This is a genomic window from Janthinobacterium lividum (assembly GCF_034424625.1).
Taxonomy (GTDB): domain Bacteria; phylum Pseudomonadota; class Gammaproteobacteria; order Burkholderiales; family Burkholderiaceae_D; genus Janthinobacterium; species Janthinobacterium lividum.
In genome coordinates this window covers 1,429,365-1,444,246 of sequence record NZ_CP139976.1, presented here as the reverse complement: position 1 = coordinate 1,444,246, position 14,882 = coordinate 1,429,365, and the positions used below count along the sequence as shown (strand labels likewise).

Genomic DNA, 14,882 nt, shown 5'->3' with positions numbered 1-14,882 from the left:
CTAATAAACTGGCCCGGCGTCAAATAATGGCAAAAATCGTCTGCATTCGTGGTGCGCGCCTGCATCCTTGCGCTTGCGTCTGAGCAAAGCCTCCCTTACCATCGTCCGGAAGAGCACGCACTGCCGGCGGTATTGGGCCGGCGGCACAATTTTACCGCATCCCCCGCCGTTCGCAGCCAAGTTAAGCAAGAACATGCACGCAGCATCCACGAGACACTTACCGATACCATGAGCACACAGCCTTTGATCTCCGCCTCCCGTTTCTACCAGCGCTGGCTGGACGCCGCCCCCGAGCGCGCCGCGCAGGTGGCGCAACTGGTGCGCGCGCCGCTGGACGGGCTCGACTTTGCCGCCGAGTTGGCCGCCCAGGCGAATGCCGTCACGCCGCCGCTGCCGCCCGAGCGGGCCATGCGCCGCCTGCGCAACCTGCTCGTCTGCGGCCTGATCGCGCGCGATCTTGGCGGCCAGGCCGACTTGAACGAAGTCGTCACGGCCATGACGGGCTTTGCCGATTTCGCCATCCGCACGCATGTGGACGCCATCATGGCCGAAATGGTGGCCCTGCACGGCATGCCTGTCGGCGAGGAGTCGGGCGAGGAACAGGTCTTGATGGTATTGGCGATGGGCAAGCAAGGCGGCGGCGAACTGAATGTCTCGTCGGATATCGACCTGATCTTTGTCTACCCGGAAGATGGCGACACGCAAGTCACCGTGGCGGGCCAGCGCAGCCTGTCCAACCACGAGTTTTTCATTCGCATGGGCAAGAAACTGATCGCCGCCCTGGCCGAGATCACGCAAGATGGTTTTACTTTCCGCGTGGACATGGCCTTGCGTCCGAACGGCAACTCGGGGCCGCTGGCCGCCAGCCTCAGCATGGTGGAACAGTACCTGATCGTGCAAGGGCGCGAATGGGAGCGCTACGCCTGGGTCAAGGCGCGCGCCGTAACGGGCAAGGCCGAGGATATCGCCTCGCTCGACGCCATCGTGCGCCCGTTTGTCTTCCGCCGCTACCTTGATTTCGGCGTCATCGATGCCATCCGCACCATGCACGGCCAGATCCGCGCCGAGGTCAACCGCCAGGAACGGCTGCACCCGGACCGCAGCAACAACGTCAAGCTGGGCCGTGGCGGCATCCGCGAAATCGAATTCCTCGCGCAAGTGTTTCAATTGATACGGGGCGGGCGCGACGCCGAGCTGCGCGAACGTTCCACGCGCGCCACCCTGCGCACGGTGGCAGACAAGGGCTTGCTGGAGCCGGCCATCGTGGAACAGTTGCTGGGTTCCTACACCTTCCTGCGCAACCTCGAACACCGGCTGCAATACCTGGACGATGCGCAAACCCACACCCTGCCCGCGAATGACGCCGACCGCCTGACCGTGGCGCAGATGATGGGCTTGCCCGACACGCCCCCCCTGCTGGCCCAGCTGGAAGCACACCGCGTATTTGTCGCCGGCCAGTTCGACGAGATGTTCAGCGACAAGAGCAGCGGCACGCCGCCGGCCGACACGGGCATCGACCCGCAAACGTCGAACGACTGCGCCGCGTCCGACCAGCAGGAAGCCATCGAAGCGCGCTTTGCCGTCCTGGGTTTCCATGAGCCCGCCGCCTGCGCGCGCCGCATGCTGGCCACGTGGCAGGCGCCCCGTTTACAGTCCTTGCCCGAAGCGAGCCGCACGCGCCTCGTCGCCCTCGTCAATTCCGCCCTGCCCCTGATCACCGATTGCTCCGTTTCCAACGGCAATGCCAGCCAGCTGGCCACCCTGGGCCGGCTGCTCGATTTCCTGGAAGCGATTGCGCGCCGCTCGGCCTATCTGTCGCTGCTGACGGAATACCCGCATACGCTCGAGCGCGTCGTGCGCATGGTGTGCGCCAGCGGCTGGGCCGCCACCTTCCTCACGCAGCACCCGATCCTGCTCGACGAACTGCTCGATGAGCGCATCCGCAACACGGTGCCGGACCCGGCCGCCCTGGCGCTCGACCTGCAGCGCCAGCTCGACGACGCGCCCGGCGACACGGAGCGGCAGATGGATATCCTGCGCGAAATGCACCACGCGCAGCTGTTCCAGTGCCTGGCGCAAGACCTGGCGGGCGACCTGAGCGTAGAAAAACTGGCCGACTACCTGTCGCAGCTGGCCGACATCATCGTCGCCGCCACCGTGCAAGCCGTCTGGCAAACCTTGCCGACGCGCCACCGCGACGTGCCGAAATTCGCCGTCATCGCGTACGGCAAGCTGGGCGGCAAGGAACTGGGCTATGTGTCCGACCTGGACGTCATTTTCCTCTTCGACGACGACGACCAGGAAGCGCCCGGCCTGTACGCCAAGCTGGCGCAACGTTTCATTACCTGGATGACCTCGCACACGTCGGCCGGCATTCTGTTCGATATCGACATCGCCCTGCGTCCCGACGGCGCCTCGGGCATGCTGGTTTCCAGCGTGCAGGCATTCGAGCGCTACCAGGGCAGCGCAGCCTGGGTGTGGGAACACCAGGCGCTCACACGCGCGCGCTTTTGCGCCGGAGATACCACCATCGGCAAGCATTTTGAGCGCATCCGCGACACGATCTTGCGCAAGGAGCGCCCGGAAAACGGTCCGCTCAAGGGCGAAGTGGTGGCCATGCGCAAGAAGATGCTCGATGCGCATCCGCCACGCCCGGGCAGCTTTGACTTGAAGCAGGATCCGGGCGGCATGATCGACATCGAGTTCATGGTGCAATACCTGGTGCTCCAGCATGCGGCGCAGTATCCGCAACTGACGGCCAACTCGGGCAATATCGCCCTGCTGCGCCTGTGCGGCGAACTGGGACTGATCGACGCCCAGCTGGCCGCCCTGGTCGCCGACGCCTACCGCACGCTGCGCAAGCTGCAGCACCAGTTGCGCCTGCAGGGGCAGGACCTGGCCCGCGTGGAACCGGAGCGCGTGCGCGTACATGCGGATAACGTCGTGCGCCTGTGGCAAGCCATCTTCGGCGCCGCAGCCTGAGGCCGGCCCGGGCATGCCGCTCCATTACCTGTCGCGCCTGAGCGGATCGGCGCGCGATACGCAAGCCAACCTGCAGCTGGGCTGCGTGCTGGCGCTGGTGGCGGGCGCCGTGAATGCGGGCGGTTTTCTCGCCATCGGCGGCTATACCTCGCACATGACGGGCATCGTCTCGGGCATGGCCGATGACCTGGCGCTGGGCAATATCACCGTGGCCCTGGCAGCGCTGGGCGCATGGCTGGCCTTTGTCAGCGGTGCGGCCGTCACGGCCATCATGGTGAACTGGGGCAAGCGGCGCCGGCTGCACAGCCAGTTTGCCGCCAGCCTGCTGCTGGAAGCAGCCTTGCTGTTGCTGTTCGGCTTGACGGGTAATTACCTAGCCGCCATGCCCGACGTGCTGGGCCCCGTCACCATCTTGCTGCTGTGCTTTGTGATGGGATTGCAAAACGCCATCATCACCAAGATCTCGGGCGCCGTCATCCGCACCACGCACGTGACGGGCCTGTCCACCGATATCGGCATCGAACTGGGCAAGATGGCATATTACAACCGGCGCCACCTGCCGGACCGGATGGTGAAGGTCAACCGCGGCAAGCTGAGAACGCACAGCCTGCTGATCGCCTGCTTCTTCCTCGGCGGCGTCAGCGGCGCCCTGGCCTTCAAGCACATCGGCTTTCCCGCCGCCACCATCCTGCTCGCCGCCGTGCTGACCCTGCTCTCCGGCGTGCCCGTGCTGCGCGACTTGCGCCTGCTATGGCGCTTTTACCGGCGCCGCCTGCACGCCTGGCGTTAGCAGGAATATTTTTCTTTATAGCAATAAATTACTGATTTTAATGCTAATATTTTTCTGCGTCTGGCCGGTTCACCATGCCTGCCGTGACGGCCTTTTGATTTGACACCCTACCGTTGTCCAATTGTGAAAGCGAGAAAAATGATTTCCATTAAAAAAGCCCTGTTTATCTTTGCCATCGCCGTCGGCGCCGCAGCTTCGTTCTCCAGCACGGCCGCCGTGCGCGCGTGGATTCCGTCGGAAAACTGCGACTACATCCTCAACATGTGCTACCAGGGCGTCGAGGCGTCGTGCGAGCAGTGGCGCAACCAGTGCGAACCCAAGGAATAAGCTGGCAACAGACGAAAAAAACGCCCCGAAGGGCGTTTTTTGTATGCTAGCCAGGAATTACTTGGCCGACATCAGTGCGACGGTGGTGTCGAGCATGCGGTTCGAGAAACCCCACTCGTTGTCGTACCACGACGATACTTTCACCAGGCGGCCCGACACTTTGGTCAGGGTCGAATCGAAGTTCGACGAAGCCGGGTTGTGGTTGAAGTCGATCGAGACCAGCGGTTCGGTCTGGTACGTCAGGATGCCTTCCAGGGCGCCTTCCGAAGCGGCCTTCATCAGGGCGTTGACTTCTTCCACGGTGGTGTCACGCTTGGCGATGAAGGACAGGTCGACCAGCGACACGTTGATGGTCGGCACGCGGATGGCGAAGCCGTCCAGCTTGCCATTCAGCTCAGGCAATACCAGGCCCACGGCGGCAGCGGCGCCCGTCTTGGTCGGGATCATGCTCATGGTGGCCGAACGGGCGCGGCGCAGGTCTTCATGCATCACGTCGGACAGCACCTGGTCGTTGGTGTAGGCGTGCACGGTGGTCATCAGGCCCGTTTCGATGCCGATGGCGTCGTTGAGCGGCTTGACCAGCGGTGCCAGGCAGTTAGTGGTGCACGAAGCGTTCGAGATGACGGTGTCGGTCGATTTCAGTACCGAGTGGTTGACGCCGAACACGACGGTTGCGTCGACATCCTTGCCGCCTGGTGCCGAAATGATGACTTTTTTCGCGCCGCCCTTCAAGTGAGCCGAAGCTTTCTCTTTGGTGGTGAAGAAGCCCGTGCATTCCAGCACGACGTCCACGCCCAGCTCGCCCCATGGGATTTCAGCCGGATTGCGCTGTGCGAATACGCGGATCGGATCGCCATTGACGATCATGTTGTCGCCTTCGACGGTGACCGTGCCCGGGAACTTGCCGTGCGCGGTGTCATAGCGGGTCAGGTGGGCGTTCGATTTGGCATCGCCCAGGTCGTTGATGGCAACGATCTGGATATCCTGTTTCTTGCCGCCTTCGTAGAAAGCGCGCAACACATTACGGCCGATGCGGCCGTAGCCATTGATTGCAACTTTGATCGTCATACTCTGCTCCTGATTAAAAAAGAAGGTACATGCACGACCCTGGCAAATGCATCGCCAGGGACGTTAGAAATCAATATTAGCCAGCGATAACGGCTTTGACCTTGGCCACGACGTTCTCGACCGTGAAGCCGAAGTGCTTGAACAGCACGCCAGCCGGAGCCGATTCGCCAAACGTGTCGATACCGACCACGGCGCCTTCCAGGCCCACGTATTTGTACCAGAAGCTGGTCACACCCGCTTCGATGGCCACGCGCGGCACGCCTTTCGTCAGCACGCTGGCCTTGTAGGCGGCGTCCTGGCGGTCATACACGTCAGTCGACGGCATCGACACCACGCGCACGTTGATGCCTTCGGCGGCCAGCGCGCTGGCAGCGGCGACAGCCAGTTCCACTTCGGAACCGGTGGCGATCAGGATCGCCTTGGCATCGGCCACGTCGTTCAGTACATAGCCGCCACGGTAGATGTTGTCGATCTGTTCGGCGCTACGCTCCTGGTACGGCAGGTTCTGGCGCGAGAAGATCAGGGTCGACGGGCCATCCTTGCGGCGCACGGCGGCGCCCCAGGCAGCGGCCGACTCGACGGTGTCGCATGGACGCCAGTTGTCCAGGTTCGGGATCAGGCGCATCGACGAGACGTGCTCGACCGATTGGTGCGTCGGGCCGTCTTCGCCCAGGCCGATCGAATCGTGGGTGAACACGAAGATCGAACGCAGCTTCATCAGGGCAGCCATGCGCAGGGCATTGCGGCTGTAGTCGGAGAACGTCAGGAACGTGGCGCCGAACGGGATGTAGCCGCCGTGCAAGGTGATGCCGTTCATGATGGCGCTCATGCCGAATTCGCGCACGCCGTAGTTGATATGGTTGCCCGGCTGGCCCGAGCGCACGGCCACGCACTCTTTCCAGTTGGTCAGGTTCGAACCGGTCAGGTCGGCCGAACCGCCGAGGAATTCCGGCAGGGACGACGCCAGGGCCTGGATGGCGTTCTGGCTGGCCTTGCGGGTGGCGATGTTTTCTTTTTTCTCGACGCAGGAAGCGATGGCGGCCGACAGCGCCGTTTCAAACGCGGCTGGCAACTCGCCCTGCATGCGGCGCGACAATTCTGCGGCTTGCTGCGGGAATTCACGGCTGTAGGCGGCAAAGCGCTCGTTCCAGTCCGCTTCCAGCAAGGCGCCTTGTTTCTTGGCATCCCAGGCCGCGTACACGTCGGCCGGCATCTCAAATGGCGCGGCATCCCAGCCAATGTATTCGCGCACGGCAGCGATTTCCTTGTCGCCCAGCGCGGCGCCGTGGACCTTGTCGCCGCCTTGCAGGTTCGGCGAACCCTTGCCGATGATGGTCTTGCAGCAGATCAGGGTTGGCTTCGATGCGGTCTTGGCGGCGGCGATGGCGGCAGCCACGGCGGCAACATCGTGGCCATCGACGGCGCGGATGACGTTCCAGCCGTACGCTTCGAAGCGGGCCGGGGTGTCGTCCGTGAACCAGCCTTCGACTTTGCCGTCGATGGAAATGCCGTTGTCATCGTACAGGGCGATCAGCTTGTTCAAGCCCAGGGTGCCGGCCAGCGCGCACACTTCGTGCGAAATACCTTCCATCAGGCAACCGTCGCCAACGAAAGCATAAGTGTAGTGATTGACGATGTCGTAGCCAGGCTTGTTGAATTCAGCAGCCAGCAATTGCTCCGACAGGGCCATGCCGACGGCGTTGGCGATGCCCTGGCCCAGCGGGCCGGTAGTCGTCTCGATGCCTGGCGTGATATCGACTTCCGGGTGGCCCGGGGTTTTCGAATGCATCTGGCGGAAAGCCTTGATGTCATCCATCGACAGGTCGTAACCGGTCAGGTGCAGCAGCGCGTAATGCAGCATCGAGCCGTGGCCGTTCGACAACAGGAAACGGTCGCGGTTCTGCCATTTTGGATTCGCGGGATTGTGGCGATAGTGACCACTCCACAGAGCAACTGCGATCTCGGCCATGCCCATCGGCATGCCTGGATGGCCGGAGTTGGCCTTTTGTACAGCGTCCATTGCCAGTGCGCGGATCGCATTGGCCATTTTGGTAGTCGGGAGCGTAGTTGTCATGATGGTGTGGGTCAGTCGCGAGTTTGGGATTCGTTTGCAACAGCACGGACAGGGAAGCCGGCTGCTTTCTGTGGTCAAGTATTTTACCAGACTGGGGGGCCGCAAATTAGAATTGCGGCGTACTGGCCAGCCAAATGGCTATACTTTGACGTCTTTCCACCCCACATATACCCCCGTTGAGGATTTGCATGCCGCGTTTTTTCTGCCCCCAGCCGCTCGTTGCCGGCACCACCATCGCCCTGCCGGAGGCTGTCGCCCACCATATCCAGGTCGTGCGCCTGGCGCCGGGCGATGTCATCACCCTGTTCAATGGCGAAGGCGGCGAAGTGCAAGCGAGCCTGGTGACGGTTGCCAAGCGCAGCGTGACGGCTGAAATCCAGACGCACATAGCGCGCGAAGCGGAGCTGCCCTACGCCGTGACTCTGGCGCAGGCGCTGCCGGAAGCATCCAAAATGGACTGGATCATCGAAAAAGCCATCGAACTGGGCGCGGCGGGCATCGTGCCGCTGTCGGCCCAGCGCTGCGTCGTGCGCTTGTCAAGCGAACGGGCCGAAAAAAAACTCGCGCATTGGCAAGGCATTATCGTTTCCGCTTCGGAACAATGCGGGCGCAACCGCCTGGCGCAGCTGGCACCGCTGCAGGATTTCAATAGCTGGAGTAGCCAGCAAGATTTACATAAACGCATCATTTTGACGCCGCGCGCGGAGCAGTCCCTGGCAGACTGGGCCCGCCACCAGCCGCCGCAAGCCATCACCGTGATGGTAGGACCGGAAGGCGGGTTTTCGGAGGCGGAAGAAAAGGCGGCCCTCGCCGCCGGCGCCATCGGCCTGGCTATGGGCCCGCGCATCCTGCGCACGGAAACGGCGGGCCTGACGGCATTGGCCACGCTGAGTGCCTTGTGGGGCGGGATGTAAGCAGTCAAGACTGGACGAGCAGGCAAAAAAAACCCCGCTAGCTTGCGCTAGCGGGGTTTTTCTTTTCCCCTCTTGCCGTGAGACACGGCAAGGGGTGAAAAACAAGTCAATTAAAACTTGTAGTTGTACTCGGCGGTCAGACGCACGGAACGCGGTGCGGTGTAGCTGATAACGCGGCCGTAGGTTGGGCTGACGTTCAACGAGCTGTCCACGTTGTACGTTTCGTCCAGGGTCTGCACGGTTTGCTTGTTGAGTACGTTAAATACGTCAACTTTCAATGCCAGACCTTTCACCAGTTGCGGACGGTAGGACAGATTCATGTCCAGACGCGTATCCCACGGCAGGGTGCCTTTGGAGCCGCGTGGCGAAGCAGCACCATCGCAGTAGAAGTAGACCGAACCATAGTCCACTTCGCCAGGAACGTTAGGGTTCCAGCCGAAGCAGTTCTTCGGACGACCCGAAGCCAGCAAGGCGTTCGCGCCGACAGTCCACTCAGGGTTCAGTTCATAGAAACCGAAGGCCTTGATTTGGTGCTCGCGGTTGTTTGGCAGCAAGCCGTTGGCATTCACCATCAACTCTGGATTATCCCAGGTCGACGTTGCGGCAACGTCGGTTTGGGCATTGTCCGAACGGGTTTGACCTTCGGTATTACCTTTGCTGCGCGACCACGTGTAGTTCACACGGCCATACCAGCCATCACGCATCGGATGCTCAGCAAACAGATCGATTGCCGTGTACGTACGTTTCGCTTCGTCAAAGCCCAGCTGTGCTTTGGTCAGGTGAACTTTCGTGTAGTTGCTGCGGGTACCAGCATAGTCGACCAGGAAGGTGTTGTCTTTACCTGGGTTAAACGATGCACACGAAAAACCGGAGTAGTTCGACGTATCGATATTGTTATCAACAGCGTAAGCATCGATCAAACGGGTATCGCAGTAATCATCGATGGTGGCTTTCAATTGGCGATAAGTCACTTTCGCGCCAAAGTTCAGGCTAGGCGAAAACGCTTTTTCGAAACCGATGGTCAACTCATCCTGATACGTTGCCTTGATATCCTGGGCAACAACGGTTTTTGGATCCTTGTACTGACCCAATTCGTTGTTGACCGAGTAAACCGGTGCCAGCGATTGCAGGCCCGTCGGCTGACCGTAAGCGTCGGTACCCGTGTAGGTGTAGCCTTCACGTGTCAGTGTCGAACGGCTGCCACCGCGAACGGCAAGGTGGGTCGGGATTTGCAGAGCATAACGACCAGCGCTACCGTACACTTTCAACGAGGCATCACCGTTGACGTCCCATGCCGCGGCAAAGCGTGGCGAGATCATGTTCTTCACTTCCAGGAAGGTATCACCGTCGCCGTTGACGTTTTTAAAGCCTTCGTTACGAATGCCCAAGGTCAGCAACAGGTCCTTCGTGGTTTGCCAGCGGTCTTCCAGGTATTGTGCGCTTTGCTCGGAACGAGCATCCGTCACGCTGGAGAACAGGCGCTTGCTGACCCAGTAACCCTGGGAAGCCAGCAGACCAGGATTGTTCGAGGTCTTCACGGTGCTACCACCCAACTGCAGCGGCACAGTACCGTCACCAACACCGTTTTTACGGGTTTGGCCATACACCCAGATACCGCCGCCGCCATAGATGTCACCGACGTTGGTCGAGGTCAGCTTGTTGTCATCCAAACCGCCACGGATGGTGTGGTTGCCAATCTTGTATTCCAGATCCAGACGGGTAGACTTGATTTTGCTGGCCGAGTCGTTAGCGGAAACAGCACCGTTCAAGGTTTGCGGGCTGCTGTAGTTCAAGCCAGGCGCGCGGACATTGCTGGCGGCGCTGATCTGGAACAGATCCGCAGGTGCGGTACCGATCGGATCATAAACAGCCGAGTTCGGCGTTTTGCTTTGACCGTACAGGGCATTGACCGTCAAGTTTTCAGTCAGGTTACCCGTGTAGCGAATAATTTGCGTTTCTGCACCAACCGATGGCGAGAAGTCTTCGCTGTTCTTGTAGTGCTGCGATGCGGTCTTGGCAAGACGACGGCTGTTCGTGTAGTCGTAGCCATACAATTGACGGTCGGTCTTGGCTTCGTCGCCCAGCAACGTCATTTCCAGACGGTGATCATCCGTGATATTCCAGTCAAACTTCGCCATGTAGCGGTCGATCTTGTGCTGGTTCGACTGCCAGCCAGTGGTGGCGTTCGATGCCGAGGTACGGGTACCCAGCGCGGCGTCGGTATCGAGACTGCGCGATTCAAACGCGGCAAACATGAACAGTTTGTCTTTGATGATCGGGCCACCCACATAGGCGCCATACGTCTTTTCCGAGCGCGAGCTGTCATTGCGGCGCAGGTACAGCGTATTGTCGGTCGCGGCGTTCGACGTCGCGCCCGTATTCGGGTAGTAATAGTCTTTTGGCGTCGAGCGCAAACCGTTAGGCTCGATGGCAACCTGGGCACCGAATTCCCAGTTGTTGGTACCGCTCTTCGTCGTGACGTTGACCACGCCGCCAACCGAACGGCCAAACTCGGCGCCGAAGCCGCCGGTCAGGATCTGTGCCTGGGCGATCGCGCCGAATGGCAGTTCCGATGCGCCCAATTGGGTCAGCGGATTGGTAACTGGGAAACCATTGATGTAATACGCATTTTCCGAAGCGCCGCCGCCGCCGAACGATGCGCCGGCAGAGTAACGGGAGTCAGCACGGGTCGTGTTAGGCGCCAACTGAATGATCGCGGCAACGTTTTGCGCGATAGGCAATTTTGCCAGTTCTTTGGCGGTAAACGTCGCGCCATTGTTCGAGCTCGAAACGTCGATGCGACTACGACGACCGGTAACCTGCACTGCCTGTACCGCGCTGCTGGCGAACGATGCATCAACGCCTTGACCCACGATAACATCGGTTTCGACGGTGTTGACGGTCTTGCCGTCGCGCACCAAGTCAATCTTGTAATGGCCTGGAGCCATGCCCGACGCAAAATAGCGACCCTCGGCATCGACCGTCACGGTACGTTTGGTACCAGTACCGATATTTTGCAAGACAACGGAAGCGCCAGCGGCTGCGCCATCGACCGTACCGTAAATATTACCGGCAGCGTTAGATTGCGCCATTGCGACAGGAACGACAGCTGCAGTCACCGCAGTCGCACTAAATGCAATCGCCAATGCACGCACTAAGACAGTTTTTCTAAACATGTGATTTCCTAATTATAGTTAAGCTTTTCTCGTGGATCAGCTTGGATAGAATGCATACAACAAATCACGGTCAATATTATTTTAAGTCCCGATTTTCCCCACTCCGTCATTTTATGACAGGTCATATAGTCCTATAGCCGGTCCCCTAGCTAGCTGACTAGACAACATATGGAAACATATGCAAACCTTAACTGTCAACAAACAGAACAGAATGGTGCGCAGAAACAACACACCTGCACAAAAAAGGTCAGAAAAAATAAACACACCCAAAAATGGTGCGGCAATGCACAATTTTGATGCGTGGAAAAGGCATAAAAATGCATATGCAAATACGTTTTTAGCGCGTTGCCAGCTCTTGCATGTATGAAAAAAGGGAGGAGTGCGGCCGCAGGAAGCGGTTATGTGCGAGTGCGCAAATAGAGACCCGCTGCCCGCCACGCACCGCCCAAAACCTCACGAATAGGGGGTGCGCTGACGGGGATCGAACGAAATATGCAGCCGCTATCAGATGGCTAAACGTTTCTGCTCTGGAGTAGGATTCAAAATAAATGAATTATCATTTAAATAATTATTTCTTTTTATATGCAATACGCTTCATCTCTTGCAGGTTGCGCAAGTTTCTCTCTTCCTGATCATTATCATTTTCCAATTTCACCAACTGGGCTTTATGTTGCGCATTGCTGTTATAAACAAATTCTTCAGTATCTTTTTTCCAGCGAACATTATCGGCAATGATTCCATCCGCGACCTTCTGGCTGTCATTTGCTATTTTTTTATACGTCTCAGAAATCAGTACATCTGCCTTGACAAATTCCTCATTGCTCATCAGCTTAAGGATATCTGGCGGAATAGTATTTGTTATTGGCATCGCCGCATTCAGATTCTTTACGAAACGCCCATAACAATCCACCCATGCATTAACGGCAGAATTCACCGAAGTAATTTCAGTATTTTTAGTAGACACCTTGGGAATTACTGGATGGGTACAATTAAATTTGCCATAGGCGACATTGGCACCGTCAAAGTTGGTAGTGTAGTAAGCGATGTCGGTTTTGCGTGCGCTCCGTTGTTGCACCAGATCCAGTGATGCGGCCGCTTCCGGGTTGCCGCTGGCAGCAGCCTGCTTGAGCCAGTACGTCGCCTGCGCTACGTCCTCTGTCGTGCCTTCACCAAAACCGTACATTTCACCCAGCTGCAATTGCGCGGCACTGTTACCCTGCTTAGCCAATTTCGTGAACTTCTGGAACGCAGTTGAAAAATCCTTGGCTTCCCACGACTTCTGAGCATCGGCAAGGTCATCTGCATGTACAGCCCCGAATGCCATCATTAAGCAAAAGCTGAGTGTAATTTTTTTCATCTTGACGTCCACTAGAAAGTTGATCGGAATAAAAGAATTTTCTGCTGGCAGGTTCGTTGCTCGTACGGAAGCAGTAGCAGTTCCCAGAAGGCAAATACAGCCCGACGAGTGCTTTAATCGTAGCTCAGAAATACGGGTTCCGCAATTAATAAGTTTGGCAAAAGGATCACATTTTTACGGCACTGTTAAATAAAAAAGACAAGCAAACCGTCACACCTCGTTAACTATTTATATTGTTTACACACAACCGAGCCATCCATGGCAAATCGAGGAAGACGCGGCCGTCATGCAACGTCCGCCTCACATACCCGCCAGCCATCATTGACATGCTCTGCAAATAGCAGCGCTAGGGGTAAAATAGCGCCTGGACTGCGCTCTTCCCTCCCTGGCAAAACCTTCTCATCGCAAGTTATGGTTGGCAAGGTGCAACAGCTTGTCAGGCAGTCTTTGCGTGCTTTATTCATGGGGCCTAGATAGCCCCCAACCTTGGACCCATCATTATGTTGCGACTCAACGAAGTAAAACTCCCCCTCGAACACGACGAAGCGGCCCTGCCCGCCGCCATCCTGGCGCGCCTGGGCATAGCCGCCGCCGATTTGCTCGGCTTTACCGTCTTCAAACGCAGCTATGACGCGCGCAAGCGCAGCGCCGTGGTGCTGATTTACTCGCTGCACGTTGAAGTCAGGAACGAGGCCGCCGTGCTGGCGCGCCTGCAGCACGATGTGCACCTGATGCCCGCGCCCGACACCGACTATAAATTCGTCGCCGGCGGCGAACAGCTGGCCGGCCACACCAATGAACCGCGCCCCATCGTCATCGGCACGGGCCCCTGCGGCTTGTTCGTGGCGCTGATCCTGGCGCAGATGGGCTTGCGCCCCCTCATCCTGGAGCGGGGCAAGCAGGTGCGCGAACGCACGGTCGACACCTTCGGCTTCTGGCGCAAGCGCGAACTGAACCCGGAATCGAACGTGCAGTTCGGCGAAGGCGGCGCCGGCACCTTTTCCGACGGCAAGCTGTACAGCCAGATCAAGGACCCCAAGCACTACGGCCGCAAGGTCTTGACGGAATTCGTGAAGGCGGGCGCGCCTGAAGAAATCATGTACGTGAGCAAACCGCACATCGGCACCTTCCGCCTGGTCAAGATGGTGGAAGAAATGCGCGCCAATATCGAACGGCTGGGCGGCGAATATCGCTTCAGCAGCAAAGTGGTCGATCTCGACATCGTGCCAGGCAGCGATGGCGGCCAGGTGCGTGGCGTGGTGCTGGACAATGGCGAAACCATCGCCAGCAACCACGTCGTGCTGGCCATCGGCCACAGCGCGCGCGACACCTTCGAGATGCTGCACCGCCGCGGCGTGTACATCGAAGCGAAACCGTTTTCGATCGGCTTCCGCGTGGAACACCCGCAATCCCTGATCGACAGCTGCCGCTTCGGACCCAGCGCGGGCCACCCGATCCTGGGCGCGGCCGACTACAAGCTGGTGCACCATGCCAGCAATGGCCGTTCCGTCTACAGCTTCTGCATGTGCCCGGGCGGCACCGTGGTGGCGGCCGCGTCGGAACCGGGGCGCCTGGTGACGAACGGCATGAGCCAGTATTCGCGCAACGAGCGCAACGCCAACAGCGCCATCGTGGTCGGCATCACGCCGGCCGACTACCCGGGCGACCCGCTGGCCGGCATCGCCCTGCAACGCGAACTGGAAGAGCGCGCGTTTGCCCTGGGAGGCGGCAACTACGATGCGCCAGGGCAATTGGTCGGCGACTTCGTCGCAGGCCGCGCCTCGACCGAATTTGGCAGCGTGGTGCCATCGTACAAGCCGGCCGTACACTTGACGGACCTGGCGCCATCACTGCCCGAATACGCGATCACGGCCCTGCGCGAAGCGTTTCCTGCGTTCAACAAACAGATCAAGGGCTATTACAAGGCCGACGCCGTGCTGACGGGCGTGGAAACGCGCACCTCTTCGCCGATCCGCATCAAGCGCCGCGACGACGACCTGCAAAGCCTGAATACACGGGGACTGTTCCCCGCGGGCGAAGGCGCCGGCTATGCGGGCGGCATCCTGTCGGCGGCCGTCGACGGCATCAAGGTGGCTGAAGCGGTGGCCCTGTCGATGGCGGCGCGCGGCTAAGCACGCTGTCCCCGCCCTGCAGCGTGACGAAAAAAAACCGGCACCATGTGCCGGTTTTTTTA

At 59.3% G+C, this 14,882-nt stretch carries 10 protein-coding genes; 6 read left to right on the top strand and 4 right to left on the bottom strand.

Features of this window, described 5'->3' with window-relative positions; genetic code table 11:
* The first annotated feature begins 228 nt into the window (after positions 1–228).
* The 3 genes from glnE (at position 229) to U0004_RS06500 (ending at position 4,099) form a co-directional block, all read left to right on the top strand.
* A complete protein-coding gene (glnE, locus tag U0004_RS06510; RefSeq protein ID WP_070260025.1) occupies positions 229–2,982 on the top strand; it encodes a bifunctional [glutamate--ammonia ligase]-adenylyl-L-tyrosine phosphorylase/[glutamate--ammonia-ligase] adenylyltransferase in 2,754 nt (917 codons plus the stop codon).
* 13 nt (positions 2,983–2,995) lie between these two features.
* A complete protein-coding gene (locus U0004_RS06505; RefSeq protein ID WP_070260028.1) occupies positions 2,996–3,772 on the top strand; it encodes a YoaK family protein in 777 nt (258 codons plus the stop codon).
* Positions 3,773–3,910: 138 nt separating this feature from the next.
* Positions 3,911–4,099, top strand: a complete 189-nt coding sequence (locus U0004_RS06500; RefSeq protein ID WP_070260030.1) for a hypothetical protein — start codon at positions 3,911–3,913, stop codon at positions 4,097–4,099.
* Positions 4,100–4,156: 57 nt separating this feature from the next.
* Here U0004_RS06500 and gap read toward each other — a convergent pair whose 3' ends face one another.
* Together gap and tkt are read right to left on the bottom strand one after the other, a co-directional pair.
* Positions 4,157–5,167, bottom strand: a complete 1,011-nt coding sequence (gap, locus tag U0004_RS06495) for a type I glyceraldehyde-3-phosphate dehydrogenase (protein WP_010395244.1) — start codon at positions 5,165–5,167, stop codon at positions 4,157–4,159.
* A 76-nt stretch (positions 5,168–5,243) separates the two neighbouring features.
* Positions 5,244–7,241 (bottom strand): transketolase, encoded by a 1,998-nt coding sequence (tkt, locus tag U0004_RS06490; protein WP_070280969.1) that lies wholly within the window; start codon positions 7,239–7,241, stop codon positions 5,244–5,246.
* Between the two features lie 188 nt (positions 7,242–7,429).
* On the opposite strand from tkt, the gene U0004_RS06485 reads away from it, so the two are divergent.
* Positions 7,430–8,155: a 16S rRNA (uracil(1498)-N(3))-methyltransferase gene (locus U0004_RS06485; protein WP_070260034.1), complete on the top strand. Its 726-nt coding sequence runs from the start codon at positions 7,430–7,432 to the stop codon at positions 8,153–8,155.
* 110 nt (positions 8,156–8,265) lie between these two features.
* Here U0004_RS06485 and U0004_RS06480 read toward each other — a convergent pair whose 3' ends face one another.
* Positions 8,266–11,331, bottom strand: a complete 3,066-nt coding sequence (locus U0004_RS06480; protein WP_070260036.1) for a TonB-dependent receptor — start codon at positions 11,329–11,331, stop codon at positions 8,266–8,268.
* 178 nt (positions 11,332–11,509) lie between these two features.
* Here U0004_RS06480 and U0004_RS06475 point away from each other — a divergent pair, with 178 nt between their 5' ends.
* On the top strand, positions 11,510–11,698 hold the full coding sequence (locus U0004_RS06475) for a hypothetical protein (RefSeq protein ID WP_139144283.1): 189 nt from the start codon (positions 11,510–11,512) through the stop codon (positions 11,696–11,698).
* A gap of 201 nt (positions 11,699–11,899) precedes the next feature.
* Here the strand turns inward: U0004_RS06475 and U0004_RS06470 are convergent, their stop codons facing one another.
* Positions 11,900–12,688, bottom strand: a complete 789-nt coding sequence (locus U0004_RS06470; RefSeq protein ID WP_139144284.1) for a tetratricopeptide repeat protein — start codon at positions 12,686–12,688, stop codon at positions 11,900–11,902.
* A gap of 500 nt (positions 12,689–13,188) precedes the next feature.
* On the opposite strand from U0004_RS06470, the gene U0004_RS06465 reads away from it, so the two are divergent.
* The gene (locus tag U0004_RS06465; RefSeq protein WP_070260040.1) at positions 13,189–14,820 is read left to right on the top strand and encodes an NAD(P)/FAD-dependent oxidoreductase; all 1,632 of its coding nucleotides are present in this window, start codon (positions 13,189–13,191) and stop codon (positions 14,818–14,820) included.
* Positions 14,821–14,882: the final 62 nt, after the last annotated feature.

Excerpts from the sequence above, each read along its gene's own strand:
- glnE (WP_070260025.1), top strand. The coding sequence starts at position 229 with ATGAGCACACAGCCTTTGATCTCCGCCTCCCGTTTCTACCAGCGCTGG.
- U0004_RS06505 (WP_070260028.1), top strand. The coding sequence starts at position 2,996 with ATGCCGCTCCATTACCTGTCGCGCCTGAGCGGATCGGCGCGCGATACG.
- U0004_RS06500 (WP_070260030.1), top strand. The coding sequence starts at position 3,911 with ATGATTTCCATTAAAAAAGCCCTGTTTATCTTTGCCATCGCCGTCGGC.
- gap (WP_010395244.1), bottom strand. The coding sequence starts at position 5,167 with ATGACGATCAAAGTTGCAATCAATGGCTACGGCCGCATCGGCCGTAAT.
- tkt (WP_070280969.1), bottom strand. The coding sequence starts at position 7,241 with ATGACAACTACGCTCCCGACTACCAAAATGGCCAATGCGATCCGCGCA.
- U0004_RS06485 (WP_070260034.1), top strand. The coding sequence starts at position 7,430 with ATGCCGCGTTTTTTCTGCCCCCAGCCGCTCGTTGCCGGCACCACCATC.
- U0004_RS06480 (WP_070260036.1), bottom strand. The coding sequence starts at position 11,331 with ATGTTTAGAAAAACTGTCTTAGTGCGTGCATTGGCGATTGCATTTAGT.
- U0004_RS06475 (WP_139144283.1), top strand. The coding sequence starts at position 11,510 with ATGCAAACCTTAACTGTCAACAAACAGAACAGAATGGTGCGCAGAAAC.
- U0004_RS06470 (WP_139144284.1), bottom strand. The coding sequence starts at position 12,688 with ATGAAAAAAATTACACTCAGCTTTTGCTTAATGATGGCATTCGGGGCT.
- U0004_RS06465 (WP_070260040.1), top strand. The coding sequence starts at position 13,189 with ATGTTGCGACTCAACGAAGTAAAACTCCCCCTCGAACACGACGAAGCG.